The organism is Marinibaculum pumilum (assembly GCF_042646425.1).
Lineage (GTDB): Bacteria > Pseudomonadota > Alphaproteobacteria > Ferrovibrionales > Ferrovibrionaceae > Marinibaculum > Marinibaculum pumilum.
In genome coordinates, this window is the sequence record NZ_JBHRTR010000054.1 from 277,491 (window position 1) to 295,523 (window position 18,033).

13 protein-coding genes are annotated in these 18,033 nt (G+C 69.6%); 8 read left to right on the forward strand and 5 right to left on the reverse strand.

The features are described from left to right. Positions 1–78 precede the first annotated feature (78 nt). The 5 genes from ACFOGJ_RS28205 (at position 79) to ACFOGJ_RS28225 (ending at position 6,876) form a co-directional block, all read left to right on the forward strand. A complete protein-coding gene (locus ACFOGJ_RS28205; protein ID WP_379906628.1) occupies positions 79–1,224 on the forward strand; it encodes an acyl-CoA dehydrogenase family protein in 1,146 nt (381 codons plus the stop codon). Between the two features lie 67 nt (positions 1,225–1,291). Next, positions 1,292–2,611 carry an MFS transporter gene (locus ACFOGJ_RS28210; RefSeq protein WP_379906629.1) on the forward strand — a complete coding sequence of 440 codons (1,320 nt, stop codon included), beginning with the start codon at positions 1,292–1,294 and terminating at the stop codon, positions 2,609–2,611. An 89-nt stretch (positions 2,612–2,700) separates the two neighbouring features. Further along, positions 2,701–3,546: a CoA transferase subunit A gene (locus ACFOGJ_RS28215; RefSeq protein ID WP_379906630.1), complete on the forward strand. Its 846-nt coding sequence runs from the start codon at positions 2,701–2,703 to the stop codon at positions 3,544–3,546. A 43-nt stretch (positions 3,547–3,589) separates the two neighbouring features. Next, the gene (locus ACFOGJ_RS28220) at positions 3,590–4,348 is read left to right on the forward strand and encodes a CoA-transferase (protein WP_379906631.1); all 759 of its coding nucleotides are present in this window, start codon (positions 3,590–3,592) and stop codon (positions 4,346–4,348) included. 206 nt (positions 4,349–4,554) lie between these two features. Continuing rightward, positions 4,555–6,876: a xanthine dehydrogenase family protein molybdopterin-binding subunit gene (locus ACFOGJ_RS28225; RefSeq protein WP_379906632.1), complete on the forward strand. Its 2,322-nt coding sequence runs from the start codon at positions 4,555–4,557 to the stop codon at positions 6,874–6,876. Positions 6,877–7,195: 319 nt separating this feature from the next. On the opposite strand, the gene ACFOGJ_RS28230 is transcribed toward ACFOGJ_RS28225, so the two are convergent. Next, positions 7,196–8,425: a cytochrome P450 gene (locus ACFOGJ_RS28230; RefSeq protein ID WP_379906633.1), complete on the reverse strand. Its 1,230-nt coding sequence runs from the start codon at positions 8,423–8,425 to the stop codon at positions 7,196–7,198. A gap of 101 nt (positions 8,426–8,526) precedes the next feature. Here ACFOGJ_RS28230 and ACFOGJ_RS28235 point away from each other — a divergent pair, with 101 nt between their 5' ends. After that, positions 8,527–8,985 (forward strand): NUDIX hydrolase, encoded by a 459-nt coding sequence (locus ACFOGJ_RS28235; RefSeq protein WP_379906634.1) that lies wholly within the window; start codon positions 8,527–8,529, stop codon positions 8,983–8,985. Between the two features lie 189 nt (positions 8,986–9,174). Here ACFOGJ_RS28235 and ACFOGJ_RS28240 read toward each other — a convergent pair whose 3' ends face one another. After that, positions 9,175–11,796 (reverse strand): TRAP transporter permease, encoded by a 2,622-nt coding sequence (locus ACFOGJ_RS28240; RefSeq protein WP_379906635.1) that lies wholly within the window; start codon positions 11,794–11,796, stop codon positions 9,175–9,177. Positions 11,797–12,033: 237 nt separating this feature from the next. On the opposite strand from ACFOGJ_RS28240, the gene ACFOGJ_RS28245 reads away from it, so the two are divergent. Next, the gene (locus tag ACFOGJ_RS28245; RefSeq protein ID WP_379906636.1) at positions 12,034–13,167 is read left to right on the forward strand and encodes an ATP-binding protein; all 1,134 of its coding nucleotides are present in this window, start codon (positions 12,034–12,036) and stop codon (positions 13,165–13,167) included. A gap of 57 nt (positions 13,168–13,224) precedes the next feature. Here the strand turns inward: ACFOGJ_RS28245 and ACFOGJ_RS28250 are convergent, their stop codons facing one another. After that, positions 13,225–14,196 carry a TAXI family TRAP transporter solute-binding subunit gene (locus ACFOGJ_RS28250; protein ID WP_379906637.1) on the reverse strand — a complete coding sequence of 324 codons (972 nt, stop codon included), beginning with the start codon at positions 14,194–14,196 and terminating at the stop codon, positions 13,225–13,227. Between the two features lie 225 nt (positions 14,197–14,421). Then, positions 14,422–15,795 carry an aspartate aminotransferase family protein gene (locus ACFOGJ_RS28255; RefSeq protein ID WP_379906638.1) on the reverse strand — a complete coding sequence of 458 codons (1,374 nt, stop codon included), beginning with the start codon at positions 15,793–15,795 and terminating at the stop codon, positions 14,422–14,424. Between the two features lie 213 nt (positions 15,796–16,008). On the opposite strand from ACFOGJ_RS28255, the gene ACFOGJ_RS28260 reads away from it, so the two are divergent. Beyond that, positions 16,009–17,286: an energy transducer TonB gene (locus ACFOGJ_RS28260; protein ID WP_379906639.1), complete on the forward strand. Its 1,278-nt coding sequence runs from the start codon at positions 16,009–16,011 to the stop codon at positions 17,284–17,286. Positions 17,287–17,320: 34 nt separating this feature from the next. Here the strand turns inward: ACFOGJ_RS28260 and ACFOGJ_RS28265 are convergent, their stop codons facing one another. After that, entirely contained in the window at positions 17,321–17,770 is a 450-nt protein-coding gene (locus ACFOGJ_RS28265; RefSeq protein WP_379906640.1) for a MarR family winged helix-turn-helix transcriptional regulator, read from the reverse strand. Positions 17,771–18,033: the final 263 nt, after the last annotated feature.

Below are 18,033 nucleotides of genomic sequence, written 5' to 3' on the forward strand. Positions count from 1 at the left end.
CGATCCGCCGGCGGCTGCCGCGCCCGCGACCGGGGGCAGATCGTCAACAGGGCATACCGTCAGAAGGAAAGCCACCGCATGGATCCGTCCGTCATCGCCGAACTCAAGGAAGGCGTGCGCCGCTACGTGCACGATCGCCTGGTGCCGCTGGAGGAAACCGTCGCCGAAACCGACAGCATCCCAGAAGAGGTCCGGCGCGAGGTCGCCGAGCTGGGCCTGTTCGGCATGTCGATCCCGGAGGAATATGGCGGGCTGGGCCTGACGATGGCGGCCGAGTCGGAGCTGGTGATGGAACTCGGCTGGACCTCGCCGGCCTTCCGCAGTCTGATCGGCACCAATGTCGGCATCGGCAGCCAGGGCATCCTGATCGACGGCACGGAGGCGCAGAAGACAACCTACCTGCCGCGCCTGGCCAGCGGCGAGCTGATCGCCTCGTTCTGCCTGACCGAGCCGGAATCGGGCTCCGACGCCGCCTCGCTGCGGACCCGAGCGGTGCGCGACGGCGACAGCTATGTCCTGAACGGCACCAAGCGCTTCATCACCAACTCGCCCACCGCCGGGATCTTCACGGTGATGGCCCGCACCGACCCGGACGCCTCGAAGGCAGGCGGCATCTCGGCCTTCATCGTCGATTCCGATCTGCCGGGGATTCAGATCGCGAAGCCCTACCGCAAGATGGGGCAGAAGGGTGCACAGGTGGCCGACGTGATCTTCGACGATGTCCGGGTGCCGGCGGACTGCATCATCGGCGGCCGGGAGGGCCAGGGCTTCAAGACCGCGATGAAGGTGCTGGACCGTGGCCGCATCCACATCTCCGCCCTTTGCGTCGGGGTCGGCCGGCGGCTGATCGACGAATCCCTGCGCTATGCGACGGAGCGCAGGCAGTTCGGCCAGCCGATCGTCGACTTCCAGCTGGTGCAGGCGATGCTGGCGGACAGCCAGACCGACCTGCTGGCGGCCGAGGCGCTGGTCCGCAGCGTGGCGGCGCGCTACGACGCGGGCGAGTCGCTGACCATGGAGGCGGCGGCCACGAAGTATTTCTGCTCCGAGATGGTCGGCCGCATCGCCGACCGCGCGGTGCAGGTGCATGGCGGCTCCGGCTATATCGCCGATTATCCGGTGGAGCGCTTCTACCGCGATGTCCGGATCTTCCGCCTGTACGAGGGCACCAGCCAGGTGCTGCAGCTGGTCATCGCGCGGGAGATGAAGCGACGCGCCGGCTAGGCCGGGTGCCCACCGGCACCGGGATGGCAGGGCATCCATGAGTAGGGCGCACGGGTAGGACAGATGGATGGTGCGTAGGGCTGAGCCGGGCGACCCGCAGCGGACCCCGCCGCCGGGCACCCGGCCTGGCCGGCTGGGGCTGCTGCTCCGCGACCGGCGCCTGCGGCTGGCCTTCGCCGTGGTGCCCGTCTGCTTCCTGCTCGCCCTGATCGGCCGCGGCATGGGGGAGACCTTCGTGGTCTTCCTGCTGCCGCTGCAGGAAGATTTCGGCTGGAGCCGCGCCGAGGTCGCCGGCATCTATTCCTTCTTTTTCCTGTCCGCCGGTGCCGTCGGCCCGCTTGTGGGCCATGTCTTCGACCGCTTCGGCCCGTTCTGGCTGTTCCTGGGCTGCATTCTGTTCCTGGCCGGCGGCGCCTTCCTGTCCTCCCAGGCGGACGCGCTGTGGCAATTCTATCTGACCGCCGGTCTGATGCTGGGCGTCGCCGCCGCCGGCATGGGCACGATCCCCCACAGCGCCATCCTCAGCCGCTGGTTCCGCGGCCGGCTGGGCATCGCCATGGCCATCGTCTTCTCCAGCATCGGCATCGGCAACCTGCTGCTGACCCCGTTCGCCCAACGGCTGATCATCGCCGACGGCTGGCGACATGCCTATCTGGTGCTGGCCGGCCTGGCCCTGCTGGCGCTGATCCCGGTGGTGGTGATGCCCTGGCGGCGAATCGCCGCGGGGCGGGAGGATATCGGCTTCAACGTGGCACCGCGGAGGTCGGGACCCGGCGGCGAGGCCCCGGCCCGGACCTGGACCCTGCAATCTGCCGTGCGCACCCGCCAGTTCTGGGGTCTGTTCATGGTCTACTTCCTGACCGGCAACGGCATGTTCTCCGTTGCACTGCAGGCGGTGACCTACCTGGTGGAGACCGGCATCCCCCGCATCGAGGCGGCCGCGGCCTGGGGCTTCGTCGGCCTGCTGACCCCGCTGGGCATGAACATCTTCGGCTGGCTGGACGGGGTGATCGGGCGGCGGCCGGCGGTGCTGCTCTCCTACGGCCTGTCGCTGGCCGGCGTGGTGATGCTGTGGATCACCGGCCGCACCGACGGGCAGGTCTTCCTGGTGCTGTTCGTGGCCCTGTTCGGCCTGTCCTTCGGCGCCCGCGGCCCGCTGATCGCGGCCATCTGCACCCGCATCTTCGCCGGCCGCCGGCTGGGCATCATCTATGGCACGGTCACCGTCGGCGGCGGCCTTGGCGGTGCCTCTGGCTCCGCGATGGGCGGCCTGCTGCACGACCTGACCGGCACCTATGACCTCGTCTTCGCCTATTCGGTGCTGGCGCTCTGCCTGGGCATCCTGCCCTTCTTCCTGGTGCCCGGCTTGGCATCCCGCCGGGACTGAGCCAGACTGGCTTTCTCCGCTCGGGCGACGTAGAACCGGCCCGCGGGACCGACCGCCGGAGCGGTCGCAGATGCCTGGAGGAACACACCATGAGCGGTAGGATCGCCTCTGTCGAAGCGCTTGCCGAAGAGGTCCGCGACGGCAGCCGGATCGCCCTGCCGGTGGACTATGGCGGGGTGCCGATGGCGCTGACCCGGGCCATCGCGGCCCGTGGCGTGCAGGACCTGGACCTGGTCGGCGTGCCGATCAGCGGCCTGCAGGCGGACATGCTGATCGGCGCCGGCTGCGCCCGCTCGGTGGAGACCTCCGCCGTGACCCTGGGCGAATTCGGCAGCGCACCCGCCTTCACCCGGGCGGTGAAGGAAGGCCGCATCCGGCTGAAGGACGCCACCTGCCCGGCGATCTATGCCGGCCTGCAGGCGGCGGAGAAGGGCATCCCCTTCATGCCGATCCGCGGCATCCTGGAATCCGACATCCTGGCCAACCGGCCCGACTGGAAGGTGATCGACAATCCCTTCGCCGAGGGGGATGGCGGCGACCCGATCGTGCTGATCCCGGCGATCCGGCCGGACATCGCCACGATCCACGCGCCCCTGGCGGACCGGGACGGCAATGTCTGGATCGGCCGGCGGCGGGAACTGATGACCATGACCCATGCGGCGCGCCGCACCCTGGCCACGGTGGAGCGGGTGGTGGACGGGAACCTGTTCGAGAACGAGGAACTGTCTGCCGGTGTCATCCCGAACCTCTACATCGACCAGGTGGCCGAGGTGGCGATGGGGTCGTGGCCGCTGAATCTGTGGGACCGCTACCCGATCGACGAGGCCGCGATGCGGGCCTATATCGAGCTCGCCCAGACCGGCTCGGCCGCGGATATCCGCCGTTTCGCAGCCGAGGCCGTACCGCCAAAGCTCTACTCCGCCGCGGCGGAATGACCCGGTAGCGCTTTCCGCACCAAGGCATTGATCTGGCTGACAAATGACAAGTAGCGCAACGGGCCGTACCGCCGCCCGCGAGATCATGATTTCCAGTATCGCCGAGCTTCTGGAGGGCTGCCGCCATGTCACCGTCGGCGCCTCCTCCCCGGTGCCCGGCGCGGGCGCCCTGCTGGCGCGCCGGCTGGCGCCGGCCGACCGGCCGATGCTGATCTCGGTCCTGGGCTCGCAGGCCCACAACATGTTCACCAATGGCGGGGTGGAAACCTTCGACTGCGCCGCCGAGGGGCGGATCGACGCCTTTTTCCTGTCCGGCGGCCAGATCGACGGCCAGGGCAATATCAACCTGGTGGGCATCGGCGACTATCCGCGCACCGATGTCCGCTGGCCCGGTTCGTTCGGCTCCGCCTTCGTCTACTTCATGATCCCGCGGGTGATCCTGTTCCGGGAGGAGCATTCGCGGCGGGTCTTCGTGGAAAAGGTCGACTTCGTCAGCGCACCCGGCACCAGCAGCCCCGGCATCCACCGGCCCGGCGGCCCCTATGCCCTGCTGACCCCGCTCTGCCTGTTCGACTTCGACCGCGCCGGGCGGCGCTTCCGCCTGCGCAGCGTCCACCCCGGCCATACCGTGGAGGAAGTCCGCGATCAGACCGGGTTCGACTTCGACTGCCCGGCGGAGGTGCCGGTCACGCCGGCGCCCGATCCGCAGCGCCTGGCGATGATCCGCGGCGATGTGATGGACGAGATCGCGGAGACCTATCCGCGCTTCAGCGCCGAGATGCGGGCCGCCCTTTCCGCCTGATCCGACGGCCACTGTCAGACCATCTGGCCGACCCCGCCGCAGCGTGCCTGCCGCGCTGCAAAAAGCTGCTTTGACAGGCCGGCAGCCTGCCGCCCATTCTATGCTTGCGCCGCGTCCCGCGGCACGGGTCGCCCGTCTGCGTCCCGCAGCGTATTTCCGCCTCCCGGCCGCGGCCGGGAGCGCCGCCCACCAACAGGAATCGCGCCATGACGAAATTCGGTGTCGCGCAATCGGTCGCGCGCGTAGAGGATCAGCGCCTGATCACGGGAACCGGCCAGTATACCGACGACGTCCATCTCGACGGGCAGGCCCATGGCGTCCTTCTGCGCTCCCCCGTGGCGCATGCCAGGATCGCTTCGGTCGATACCGCTGCGGCGCTGGAGGTGCCGGGCGTGCTGGCCGTCTATACCATCGACGACCTGAAGGCGGACGGCATCGGCGAGCTGCCCTGCATGATTCCGCTGAAGAACCGGGACGGCTCCGACCGGGCGGAGACCCCGCATCCGGCCCTGGCCGACGGCGTGGTGCGCTATGTCGGCGATCCGGTGGCGTTCGTGGTGGCGGAAAGCCTGGCCGCGGCCCGCGACGGGGCCGAGGCGATCATGGTGGACTATGACGACCTGCCGGCCGTCGCCGACCTGGAGGCCGCTGCCGGCGCGGGCGCGGCCCAGGTCTGGCCCGATGCGGCCGGCAACCGCGCCTTCGACTGGGAACAGGGCGACAAGGCGGCCGTCGACAAGCTGTTCGCCGACGCCGCCCATACCGGCCGCATCCGGGTGGTGAACAACCGGGTGGTCGTCGCCTCTCTTGAGCCGCGGGCGGCCATCGCCGCCTACGATGCGGCCGAGGAACGCTTCACCCTGTGGCTGCCCACCCAGGGCACCATGCTGCTGAAGAACCTGCTGGCCAATGCGGTGTTCAAGATCCCGGCGGAGAAGATCCGCATCCGCACCCTGGATGTCGGCGGCGGCTTCGGCATGAAGATCTTCCTCTACAACGAGCAGGTGCTCTGCGCCTATGCCGCCCGCAAGCTGGGCCGGCCGGTGCGCTGGGTGTCCGACCGGACGGAGGCCTTCCTTTCCGACACCCAGGGCCGCGACAACATCTCCACGGCGGAGATCGCGCTGGACGCCGACCACAACTTCCTCGCCCTGCGGGTGCATACCCTGGCCGGCATGGGCGCCTATCTCTCCACCTTCGCGCCGATGATCCCGACCATGGCCGGCACCAAGGTGCTGCCGTCGGTCTATCGCTACCAGGCGATGCATGTGCAGGTGGAAGGGGTGTTGACCAATACCGTCCCCGTCGACGCCTATCGCGGCGCCGGCCGGCCGGAGGCGAACTACCTGATGGAACGCCTGATCGACGCCACCGCGGACCAGATCGGCGTCGACCGGTTCGAGCTGCGGCGCAGGAACATGATCCCGCCGGAGGCCCTGCCGTGGAAGACGCCGACCGGGCTGACCTACGATTCCGGCGACTTCGCCCGCAACATGGACGTGGCGCTGGAGACGGCGGACTGGGCCGGCTTCCCCGGTCGCGCCGCCGCCGCCAAGGCCGCGGGCAAGGTGCGCGGCTTCGGCCTCGCCTACTATCTGGAAGCCACCGGCGGCGCCCCGACGGAGCGGGCGGTGATCCGCTTCACCGCCGACGAGACGGTGGAGGTGCTGGTCGGCACGCAGTCGACCGGCCAGGGGCATGAGACCGCCTATACCCAGCTGGTCGTCGACCGGCTCGGCGTGCCGCCGGAAAAGGTGCGCGTGCTGCAGGGCGACAGCGACACGATCAATTTCGGCGGCGGCACCGGCGGCGCCCGCTCCCTGTACTCCGAAGGCGGCGCGATCCTGTCCGCCAGCGACATGGTGGTGACCCAGGGCAAGGAGGTCGCCGCGGTGATGCTGGAGGCGGCGGCCGTGGACATCGAGTTCGAGGCCGGCAGCTTCCGTATCGCAGGCACCGACCGGTCCGTGAACATCATGGACCTGGCCAGGGCGCTGCATGCCGGCCAGATTCCGGACGCGGTCGACCGCGCCCTGGATGCCGATGCCGAGCACAAGATCGAGGCGATCACCTTCCCCAACGGCTGCCATGTGGCGGAGGTCGAGGTCGACCTGACCACCGGCATCACGGAGGTCGTCCGCTACACCGTGGTCGACGATATGGGCAAGGTGATCAACCCGATGATCGTGAAGGGCCAGATCCACGGCGGCGTCGCGCAGGGCGTCGGCCAGGCGCTGTACGAGCACACCGCCTACGACGAGGGCGGCCAGCTGCTCTCCGGCTCCTTCATGGATTACTGCCTGCCGCGGGCCGATACCCTGCCGGAGATCGAGGTCGTGCTTCGCGAGGTGCCCTGCAAGACCAACCCGCTGGGGGTCAAGGGCGCGGGCGAGGCCGGCTCCGTCGGCGCCCCGCCGGCGGTGATGAACGCCCTGACCCATGCCCTGAAGGATCGCGGCGCGGCGCATATCGACATGCCCGCCACCCCCGACCGGATCTGGCAGGCGCTGGCCGGAAAGGCGGCGTAGGGCCGCGGCTCGGCCTGCACCACACCCGGTAGGGCATAGCAGCCATCCCCACCGAGACCGTCATCCTCGGGCCTGACCCTACGGCATTCACACATCTCGTCAGGGAGCCAAATCAGCCCTGCGGTCCTCCCTTTTTGCCGTCATCCTCGGCCCCCGAGCCGAGGATCGTGGCAAGGCGGCGAAGCTGCGCGGCCTCCCTGTCCCGTCAGGCCCCTCGGGTCAAGCCCAAGGGCGACGGCGGCGGGGAAGCCTCGTCGAGAATATGGGTGAATGCAGTAGGACGCGCCCGAGGACGACGGAAGGCTGCGCCGCCCTCGCCCTACTGAACGCGGAAACTGACCGGTAGGGCTGTCAGACCCCGCACCACCAGGGAGCGGGTGAAGCGAGGCACTTCGGTTTCCAGCTGCAGGTCGGCCAGCCGCTCCAGCAGGATCGGGAACAGGATCTGCCCTTCCATCCGCGCCAGCGGTGCGCCGATGCAGAAATGGATGCCGTAGCCGAAGGCCAGGTGGGCCTTGGCATCCGCACGCCCGACATCGAAGCGGTCGGGATCGGCGAACTGCTGCGGGTCCCGGTTCGCCGCCGCCAGCATCTGGAAGACCCGGTCGCCGGCGCGCATCACCTGCCCGTCGGGCAGCGGGATATCCTCCCCCGCCAGCCGCACCTGGGCCAGGCTGGGCCCGTCGAAGCGCAGCATCTCCTCCACCGCGATGGCCACCGCTTCCGGGTCGTGGCGCAGGCTGCGCAGCCGCTCCAGCTCCGCCGGGTTCTGCAGCAGGGCGAGCAGGCCATTGCCGATCAGCTGGGTGGTCGTCTCATGCCCGGCGAACAGCAGCAGCACGCAGGTGGCGACCAGCTCGTCCACGCTGAGGAAGTCGCCGCGCTCCTCCGCGCCGACCAGGCCGGAAACCACGTCGTCGCCCGGATTGCGCCGGCGCTCGGCGATCAGGTCGGTGAAATAGGCGGTCATCTCCGCGATCGCGGCGTCGGCGCGGCGATACTCCGCCGGCCCCATCATGCCGTACAGGACGAACTTCGCCAGATCGTCGGACCAGCGCTTCAGATGCTCGATATCCGCCCAGGGCACGCCCAGCATCAGCCCGATCACCGAGGCGGGCAGCGGATAGGCGAGGTCGGCGATGGTCTCCATCCGGCCCTTCGCGGCGATGCCCTCGACCAGCTCGCCGGCGATCCGCTCCACCTTCGGCCGCATCTCCTTCAGCGCGCGGCTGGTGAAGGCCTTGTTCATCAGGCCGCGCAGGCGGGTATGCTCCGGCGGATCATTGAACACGGACCAGAGGCGGATGTTGTGCTCCAGGCTCGCCAGGCCGGCCCGATCGTCGGCCGCCAGATGCGCGAAGAACGGATCCATGCGGTCGGAGGAGAAGCGGCGGTCGCGCAGCTGCTCCCGGATATCGCCGTAGCGCACCGCCACCCAGCCGCCCAGCGAGGGGTTCCAGTGCAGCGGGTTCTCCTCCAGGAGGCCCCGCAGCACCGGGAAGGGATCATCGAAGAAGGCAGGACTGCGAAGGTCGGGCGCGTCGGTCACGGGCATCTCCGTTTGTATTGGGCCCCCTGCCGGTATCGGGCCGTGTGCCGGCCGCGCAGTCTATCGGCGCAGCGCCTTGCGGCAAGCCGGAGCGGCACGGCGTGACGGAGGATGCGGAAAGCCGCCGCTACCCGGCCCGGCCGATCGTCGGCGTCGGCGCCGTGATCTGGCGGGACACCGACGTCCTGCTGGTGCGCCGCGGCACCCCGCCGATGAAAGGCGAGTGGAGCCTGCCCGGCGGCAGCCAGCAGACCGGCGAAACCGTCTTTGCCTGCGCCGCCCGCGAGGTGCTGGAGGAGACGGCGGTGACGGCGGAAATCCTGGGCCTGGTCGATGTCGTCGATGCGATCCGCAGCGATCCCGCCGGGCGGGTGGAATACCATTATACCCTGGTCGACCTGGTCGGCCGCTGGACTGCCGGCACCCCCAGCGCCGGCGACGATGCCGCCGACGCCGCCTTCCATCCGCTGGCGGGCCTGCCGGCACTGGGCCTGTGGTCGGAGACGGAGCGGGTGATCCTGGCCTCCCGCGCGGTACTGGCCCGGTTCCGGGGCGAATGACAGGGCACCCGGCCGGGATCACGCCATGGTGTGACCGCGATCACTCGCAGTCATGCCAGAATGCCCCATATCGATAAGTGTAGAGGCCGACAGTTCAGGCTTCGAACGTTGTTTCCTCCCCCATTGACTGGCCCGCGCCGTCACCCCCGGCGCGGGCCTTTTTTCAATGCGGGGACGGCTGCCGGGCCGTCAGGCTGCCGCGGTGGCCGCGGCAGCGGCCGGCCGGCGCCGCCGCTGCGCGAACCAGACGACGGCCAGGATCAGCCCCGCCGGTATCCAGAGCAGCTGCTTCGGCGGCTGCCAGACCGGCACCTGGACCCCGGTGATGAAATCGCCGAAGGCCAGGCCCAGCTTCGCCGCGACGCTGTTGTATTCCGCGTTGTCGACCTCGATCTTGCCGTCGCCGCCGTCGTAGAGGGTGAGGCCGATATTGGCCAGCCGCTCCTCGCCGGTCGCGCCTTCCGCCACCGGCAGGTGGACGTAGTAGGTGCGCGGATTGCCGATCGCGTCGGTGCCGTCGATCTTCAGCCGCAGGTCGGCACCGGGCTCCAGTTCGCCCACCACCTGGGTCAGCTGTGCCGGCGGCACCGCCTTCTCCGGCGGATAGACCATGTCCATCCAGAAGCCGGGCCGGAACAGGGTGAAGACCACCAGCAGCAGCAGCGCGATCTCGTACCAGCGGCAGCGGGTGATGAACCAGCCCTGGGTCGCGGCGGCGAAGACCATCATCGCGATGGTGGACACGACGAAGGTGATGATCCCTTCCACCCAGCCGACGTCGATCAGCAGCAGGTCGGTGTTGAAGATGAACAGGAAGGGCAGGGCCGCGGTGCGCAGCGAATAGAAGAAGGCGACGATGCCGGTCTTGATCGGGTCGCCGCCCGACACCGCCGCGGCGGCGAAGGAGGCGAGCCCCACCGGCGGCGTCACGTCCGCCATGATGCCGAAATAGAAGACGAACAGGTGCACCGCAATCAGCGGCACGATCAGCCCGTTCTCCGCCCCCAGCTGCACCACCACCCCGGCGAGCAGGGAGGAGACGACGATGTAGTTCGCCGTAGTCGGCAGGCCCATGCCCAGGATCAGGCTGAGGATCGCGGTCAGCAGCAGGATCAGCAGCAGGTTGCCGAAGGACAGCACCTCTACGACGTTCGCCAGCGCGGCGCCGACGCCGGTCTGCGACACCGCGCCGACGATGATGCCGGCGGCGGCGGTGGCGATGCCGATGCCGATCATGTTGCGGGCGCCGGCGATCATGCCCTCGATCAGTTCGTCCCAGCCCTGCCGGAAGGTGCCCGCCATGTCGGCCTTGCGGAACAGCGCCGTCAACGGCCGCTGGGTCAGCAGAATGAAGATCATGAAGACGGTGGCCCAGAAGGCGGACAGGCCTGGCGACAGCCGCTCCACCATCAGGCACCAGACCAGCACCACCACCGGCAGCAGGAAGTGCAGACCGGAATTCACCGTCGGCTTCACCTGCGGCAGGTGGACCACCGGCTCGTTCGGATCGTCCAGAGGCAGGTCCGGCCAGCGCGCGCCCCAGGCCAGCAGGCCGCCATAGACCAGGGCCAGGGCCACCGCGATGATCCAGCCGGAAGCGCCGCCGAACACGTCAGGCATCCAGCCCAGCAGGTAGTAGACCGCCACCGCCAGCGCCGCGACCAGCAGGAAGCCGGCCAGGAAGCCGGCCATCGCCCGCACGAAGGGCAGCTTCGGGCCGGACCGCGGCAGCGCCTGCATGTCCTGCTTCATCGCTTCCAGGTGCACGATGTAGACCAGCGCGATGTAGGAGATCAGCGCCGGCAGGAAGGCATGCTTCACCACCTCGAAATACGAGATGTTGACATACTCGACCATCAGGAAGGCGGCGGCGCCCATCACCGGCGGCATGATCTGGCCGTTGACGGAGGAGGCGACCTCGACCGCGCCCGCCTTCTCCCGGCTGAAGCCGACCCGCTTCATCATCGGCATGGTGAAGGTGCCGGTGGTCACCACATTGGCGATCGAGGAGCCGGAGATCAGCCCGGTCATGGCGGAGGCGACGACGGCCGCCTTGGCCGGCCCGCCGCGGTAATGTCCCAGCAGCGAGAAGGCGACCTTGATGAAGTAGTTGCCGGCGCCGGCCTTATCCAGAAGGGCGCCGAACAGCACGAACAGGAAGACGAACTTCGTGGAGACGCCCAGCGCGATGCCGAACACGCCTTCCGTCGTCAGCCACTGGTGGATCGCCACGCCGCGCAGGCTTTCCCCCTGGTGGGCGATGATGTCGGGCATGTAGTTGCCGAAGAAGGTGTAGAGCAGGAAGATCGTCGCGATCACCGTCAGCGGTGGCCCCAGCGCCCGCCGCGTCGCCTCCAGCAGCAGCAGCATGCCGACCGAGGAGACCCAGATGTCGAAGGCTGTGGGGTTGCCGACCCGGTCGGCCAGCTGGTTGTAGAACAGGAACAGGTAGCCGGCGCAGAACGCCCCCACCAGCGCCATCGCCCAGTCCTGCACCGGTACATAGTGCCGCGGCGAGCGGCTCAGCGCGGGATAGGCCAGATAGGCGAGGAAGATCGCGAAGGCCAGGTGGACGGACCGTTCCTCTGTTGAGTTGAGGACGATCGACAGGCCGGTGATCTCGTTGGCGATGAAGGGCAGCGGCGAGGCGATCCAGACCTGGAAGATCGACCAGGCCAGCGCCGCGCCCAGCAGGATCTTCGTGGCGATCGGCCCCGGTTTGCGCGCGCCGGTGTCGGAGGAGGTCAGTTCCTCCAGGTCGTCGCCCTGGCCGGGCACGCCGTCCGGCGCCGCCTGCTCCGTGTTCGTCATCCCCTCGTCTCCCGTACCGCCCGCCCGATCCGAACCGCCGGCCTTGCCGGCCGTGCGGTGCCGGCCGTTCCCACCGACCGGCCGGTCGTTATCGCCCCGCAGCTTAGGGCATATCGGCGCAATGTCACAAAGACGCGGGTCGAGGGAGACATTAGCCGTCGCTCCCGCCCGGCAGTGAATGCAGACCGGACTATGCTACCATAGGGTGCATATGCAACGTGGTAGGAGGCGGTCGGCATGGAAATCCTGCGGGCGCTGGCGCGGCTCGACACCGTCTTCGGGTCGGACGTCTATGTCAGCTACAGCCACGAATATGCCTGGCAGGCGAACCAGTTCGGCCATGTGCTGATCGGCCTGGCCGCGACCTTTGCCTTCGGCTGGCTGCTGTCGGACTACCTGCTGGCCTTCGCGGCTGTGGCGATCCTCTATTTCCTGAAGGAACTGATCGATGCGCTGATCGCCATCCGGCTGGCGCCCGGGGTCTTTCCCGTCGACCGGCGGGAGATCCTGCTGGACGGCCTGGTCGACTTCGGTTTCGTCCTGGCCGGCGGTGCGCTTGCCTGGGCGGCCGATCCGGCCTCGATGCTGGCGGACCTCACGACAGCCGCCCCGGCCGAGGCCGGGGCGCGCCGGGAACTCGCGGACTGGCTGTTCATCCTGTTCCTGGTGCTGCTGCTGGCGTTCTTCATGACGGTCCGTCGCCCCTGCCTCGCGGCCAAGCGGGCCTTCGACAAGTCGAACCTGCCGCAGCTGGTGCGGCTGTCGACCTTCCCGCAGAACTTCGCCGACGACGACTGGCCGGCCCTGGCGGCGGAGATTGCCGCCTTCGCCAGCGGCAGCGGCAGCGGTACGGCCGACCAGCTGGTGATCTCCGGGCCGCCGGACTCCGGCCGCTCGACCCTGGCCAAGGCGATCGGCGGCGATGCCAGCGCGTGCCTGCGGAAGGTGCGCTACATCACCGCCAGCCGCCTGGTGGAGAAGCGGCGGATCGGCTTCGAGCATCCGTCCGCGCCGAAGCAGCCCTGGCAGCTGGGCGAGGCCGGGCTGGTGATCGTCGACGACCTGCCGGTGGCTTTCCTGGAAGCGGCAAGCCCGGCCAAGGCGGTGTCCCGGCTGATCGACGTGGCGGACGGGGAAACGATCTTCGAGCAGCCCCTGCGCAGCGATGGAGAGGCCGGCGCCGCGCCGGCCGCCCTGCGACCGCTGCCCGGGATCGTCTGGGTTGTCGACGACGCGGCGGCCGCGCGGCGCCTGCTCGACGGACTACAGGCGCGGTTCCCCGGCCGGCGGATCGTCGCCGTGGCCCTGCAGCAGGCCCTGGCGCAAAGCCGTGCGCGGGCTGCGGAGCGATCGTCTCCAGGGACTTCGTAAAAAAAAGGCGGCGCCCGAAGGCGCCGCCGGATGGTTGCCGGATGAGCGCGGCTGCGCCTACATCCAGCCCTTTTCCTTGTAGTACTTCTCCGCGCCCGGATGCAGCGGGGCCGAGAGGCCGTTCTTGATCATGGCTTCCGGCTTCAGGTTGGCGAAGGCCGGGTGCAGCTTCTGGAAGCGGTCGAAATTTTCGAACACCGCCTTCACCACCTCATAGACCACCTCGTCCGGCACGTCGGAGGAGGAGACGAAGGTCGCCGCCACGCCGAAGGTATCGGTGTCCGCGTCGGTGCCGCGGTACATGCCGCCCGGGATCGTGGCCTTGGCATAGTACGGGTTGTTGGCGATCAGCTCGTCGATCGCCGGGCCGGAAACCTCCACCAGCACGGAATCGCAGGAGGTGGTGGCCTCCTGGATCGAACCGGAGGGATGGCCGACGGTGAAGACCATCGCGTCGATATTGTTGTCGCAGAGCGCGGCGGACTGCTCGGCCGACTTCAGCTCGGAGGCGAGCTTGAAGTCGTCCATCGACCAGCCCTTCTTCGCCATCACGACTTCCATGGTGCCGCGCTGGCCGGAGCCGGGATTGCCGACATTGACCCGCTTGCCCTTCAGGTCGTCGAAGGTCTTGATGCCGGAATCGGCGCGGGCGACCACGGTGAACGGCTCCGGATGCACCGAGAAGACGGCGCGCAGCTTATCGTTGGCGCCCTGGTCCTCGAACTTCGAGCTGCCCTTATAGGCATGGAACTGCCAGTCGGACTGCGCCACGCCCATGGTCTGGTCGCCGGCGCGGATCGCGTTCAGGTTGGCCACCGAGCCGCCGGTGGACGGCGCCGTGCACTTGATGCCGTGGCTGTCGCCGCCGCGGTTCACCAGCTTGCAGATCGACTGCCCGACCACGTAGTAGACGCCGGTCTGCCCGCCGGTGCCGATGGTGACGAAGGTCTCGTCCGCGGCACTGGCCGTGCCGCCGGTGAAAAGTGCTGCTGCGGCGATCGCCGCCGCCAGCGCGGTCACGCGTTTCATGATCCGCCTCTCCTTTTTTGCCCTCTGATTTCCTGTCGGCGCCTTCTGCGCTTCTGTTCGTTCGGGAGCCGGCGTCCGACCGGCCGTGCCGAAGCAGCAGCCAAGTGCCCGAGGCGCCCGCACCCGTCGCCCGGCACCATAGCGCAACGGCGCGGGATGCACAGCCCGCCCCCCCTGAAGCGCCCACCCTGACCGCCCACCATTGGCGACTCCCGGGCCCGGCGGTCAGGCCGCCGGATGCGCGATATCGGCGAGCGCCGCGTCCAGCGCCTGCGCCAGCTTGTCGGTCAGTTCGTCGAGCTGCGCCTCCTCCACGATGAAGGGCGGTGCCAGCAGGACGTGGTCGCCCCGCACCCCGTCGATCGTGCCGCCCATCGGATAGCAGATCAGTCCCGCCTCCATGGCGCGGGCCTTGATCCGGGCGTTCAGCTTCAGCGACGGATCGAAGGGCGTCTTGGCACCCCGGTCGGCAACCAGTTCCATGCCCTGGAACAGGCCGCGGCCGCGCAGGTCGCCGACGAAGGGATGGTTGCCGAAGCGGGCCTGCAGGCGTTCCGACAGCGCGGTGCCCATCTTCCGCACGCGGGGCATCAGGTCGCGGGCGGCGATCGCCTTCTGCACCGCCAGGCCGCCGGCACAGGCCGCGGCATGGCCGGAATAGGTATGGCCGTGCTGGAAATAGCCGGTGCCGCCCTGGATGGTGTCGTAGATGCCGGCGGAACAGAGCACGGCGCCAAGCGGCTGGTAGCCCGCCCCCAGGCCCTTGGCAATGCACAGCAGGTCCGGCACCACGCCGTCCTCCGCACAGGCGAACAGGTGGCCGGTCCGCCCCATGCCGGACATCACCTCGTCCAGGATCAGCAGGATGCCGTGGCGGTCGCAGATATCCCGGATGCGGCGGAAATAGCCGGGCGCCGGCGGCACCGCGCCCAGGGTCGCGCCCACCACCGTCTCCGCGACGAAGGCGATGACGCGATGGGCGCCGACCTCCTGGATCTTCTCCTCCAGTGCGTCGGCGGCGCGCAGGCCGTAATCGGCATCGCTTTCCCCCGCAAGCTGTTCGCGATAGGCGTAGCAGGGGGCGATATGCTCTGCCGGCATCAGCAGCGGCTGGAACGGCTCCCGCCGCCATGCATTGCCGCCGACGGCCAGGGCGCCCAGGGTGTTGCCGTGGTAGGACTGGCGCCGGGCGATGAACAGGTCGCGCCCGGGTTCGCCGCGGTCCAGGCAGGCCTGCCGCGCCAGCTTCAGGGCGGCCTCCACCGCCTCCGACCCGCCGGAGACGAAGTAGACCTTGTCCAGCGTCCGCGTCCGCGCGGCCGCCTCGCCCGCCGGCCGTGGGGCAGCGGCGACCAGCCGGTCGGCCAGTTCCTCCATCGCCTCGGTGGTGAAGAAGCCGGTATGGGCGAAGGGCAGGCTGTCGAGCTGTGCCTTCACCGCCGCCACCACCTCTGCATCGGAATGGCCGAGGCAGGAAACGGCGGCCCCGCCCGAGGCATCCAGATAGCGCTTGCCTGTCGAATCGATGATATATGCACCCTGGCCGGACACTGCGACGGGCAGTGGCGACTTGAGTTGCCGGTGGAACACATGAGTCATCCGCGCCTCCGTATGCCGCGGCCGTCGCCGGATACAGCCGGGGCGGCCCAGGACGAGCATGGCCAGGCGCCCCCAAGCGGCCGGGCCGACACGGGCGGCCGGGCGGACACGGCCGAGAGGGGGCAGACGAGCCGGCCGCATCTTAACCCAGAAGCCGATGCTGGCGAGCCGACCCGCAGGCCAGGAACGAGGCCGGGACCGATCCGGCCGCCGGTGCGGCCGCCGCACGACCCGGCACCGCTGCCGGCGCGGGAACCCCGCCTGCTGCACAGCCTGTCGCTGCCCTATCTGGCCGAGTTGGCCGGCGACCAGGTCGCCACCGTCCTGCGCACCCGGCCGCAGCATGCCCTGCACCTGCCGCATGGCCCGGGTATATGGCAAAGCGCGGGCGGCGACGCCCAGCAGGTGCCGCCCCTGCGCCCGGAGCTGCGCTGGCGCCATCCCCTGTCGCCGCGGCGCGACCGCATGGCCGTTTCGGCCCTGTTGACGATCCTCGCCCTGCTCTGCCTGGCGGCGGTGCTGGCGCTGTTCCATCTTGCCGCGCCGGAACCGCAGGAGGCGCCGCAGACCGTCATGGCAATGGTCTGGGAAGGCCCCGCCGTGATCGGGCCGGAGCGCGAGGCACCGCCGGAATTGGTGGACAGCGCGGTGCTGCCGGACAGCGATGCCGCGCCGCTGGAGGAACCGCCGCCGCCGGCGCCGGAAGCCGCGCCCGAGCTGGGCCCGGATGCGCCCCCGGAGGCGGAGGCTGAAGCGGAAGCCGAAATGCAGGCGGAAGAGACGGCCGACCCCCAGCCTGATCAGGCGCCGCCTGCACCGGCAGAGACGGCAGAGACGGCAGAGACGGCAGAGACGGCAGAGACGGCAGAGACGGCAGAGACGGCAGAAGCCGACGACCCGCCGGCGCAGCAGGCAATGGCCGAAGCGGCGCCGGCCGAAGGCCCGGCAACCGCGCCCGACTGGGAGGGCACGGTACCGCTGCCGCGCAAGCGCCCGGCGCCGCTGGTGGCCGATGTGGTGATGCCGCAGCCGCAGCGGCAGCTGCCCGACCGGGCGCCGGAACCGGAGCGGCAGGCCGCCGGATCGCTGCTGCCCAACCGGCCGGTGGACATGACCGGCGCCGGGCCGGATGCCCCGCAGCGGGACGCGGCGCGGTCGCCGCAGGCCCCGATGCAGCAGATCGCGCTGCAGGTCTTCGCCAGCGACGGGCCGGCGCCACGGCGGATCGAGGGCTTCCCCCTGCCGGCCTATCCGGTGCGGGCAAGACTGCTGAGCCTGGAGGGAAAGGTCACCCTGAACGTGAAGATCGGCCCGAAGGGCGGCCAGGGCCATGTCTGGGTGGAACAGTCCAGCGGCTACCCGGAACTGGATACAGCCGCCTATGACGCCATCCTGCAATGGCGGTTCTCGCCGCCCACCTATGACGGGCAGCGGGTCAGCACGATTGTGGAGATCCCGGTCTCCTTCAAGCTGCGCCGGCCGGAGGGCTGACGCGGCGCGGCACAGGCCGGCAGCCGAACCGGCCTCAGCCGATCGCCGGGCGCCGCACCTGTTCCGACAGGGCCCGGTGCAGTTCGTGCAGCAGCTCCGGCAGCTGTTCGCGGGTGTCGCGCGGCAGCCGCTGCAGGCCGATCGCAACCCGGTGCAGCGGATCCTGCATCAGCAGGTCGCGGCCGGCCGCGGTCAGCGAGATGGTGCGAATGCGGCGGTCGGCGCGGGACACGGTGCTGGTCACCAGGCCCTTGCGCATCAGGGCGGAGATGGTCCGCGACGCGGTGCCGGGATTGGTGCCCTGGTGCACGGCGAGCATGTTCGTCGTGCGCTCTGTCTTTTCCGCCCGGGCCAGATAACGCAGGGCCGACCACTGGGCCGGGTGCAGCTCGTCGAGGCGGCAGAGCCCCTGTACCAGGCGGCAGACCTGCTCGAGCTGCGACGCGGCATCGAGTGCCGGTTCGATCCTGTTGATGTCGTCCATGTCCATTCGCTCGTTGCCCGACGGCCCGCTTCAGCGTCGCCCATTCCACATGGACGGGCGGCCATCGCCAATCGTTCGAACGGGTAGTCGCGGGCGCGCGCCCGCCGGGCCGGAAGCACCGGCGGACGGACATGGTTGCTGCGACCGCCGTCACACTCCTGCCATGCGCGTCGGACAGGGTTCGTGGCGAATGATAGGATCGATTGTGGATCGCGGCGTGCGGTGCGTGCGCCAGGAAGGAGAGAGGTCCGGTCATGGAACCG

Bases quoted from the DNA above. Each gene is read 5' to 3' on its own strand.
- ACFOGJ_RS28205 (WP_379906628.1), top strand. From the start codon at position 79: ATGGATCCGTCCGTCATCGCCGAACTCAAGGAAGGCGTGCGCCGCTAC.
- ACFOGJ_RS28210 (WP_379906629.1), top strand. From the start codon at position 1,292: ATGGTGCGTAGGGCTGAGCCGGGCGACCCGCAGCGGACCCCGCCGCCG.
- ACFOGJ_RS28215 (WP_379906630.1), top strand. From the start codon at position 2,701: ATGAGCGGTAGGATCGCCTCTGTCGAAGCGCTTGCCGAAGAGGTCCGC.
- ACFOGJ_RS28220 (WP_379906631.1), top strand. From the start codon at position 3,590: ATGACAAGTAGCGCAACGGGCCGTACCGCCGCCCGCGAGATCATGATT.
- ACFOGJ_RS28225 (WP_379906632.1), top strand. From the start codon at position 4,555: ATGACGAAATTCGGTGTCGCGCAATCGGTCGCGCGCGTAGAGGATCAG.
- ACFOGJ_RS28240 (WP_379906635.1), bottom strand. From the start codon at position 11,796: ATGACGAACACGGAGCAGGCGGCGCCGGACGGCGTGCCCGGCCAGGGC.
- ACFOGJ_RS28245 (WP_379906636.1), top strand. From the start codon at position 12,034: ATGGAAATCCTGCGGGCGCTGGCGCGGCTCGACACCGTCTTCGGGTCG.
- ACFOGJ_RS28250 (WP_379906637.1), bottom strand. From the start codon at position 14,196: ATGAAACGCGTGACCGCGCTGGCGGCGGCGATCGCCGCAGCAGCACTT.
- ACFOGJ_RS28255 (WP_379906638.1), bottom strand. From the start codon at position 15,795: ATGACTCATGTGTTCCACCGGCAACTCAAGTCGCCACTGCCCGTCGCA.
- ACFOGJ_RS28265 (WP_379906640.1), bottom strand. From the start codon at position 17,770: ATGGACGACATCAACAGGATCGAACCGGCACTCGATGCCGCGTCGCAG.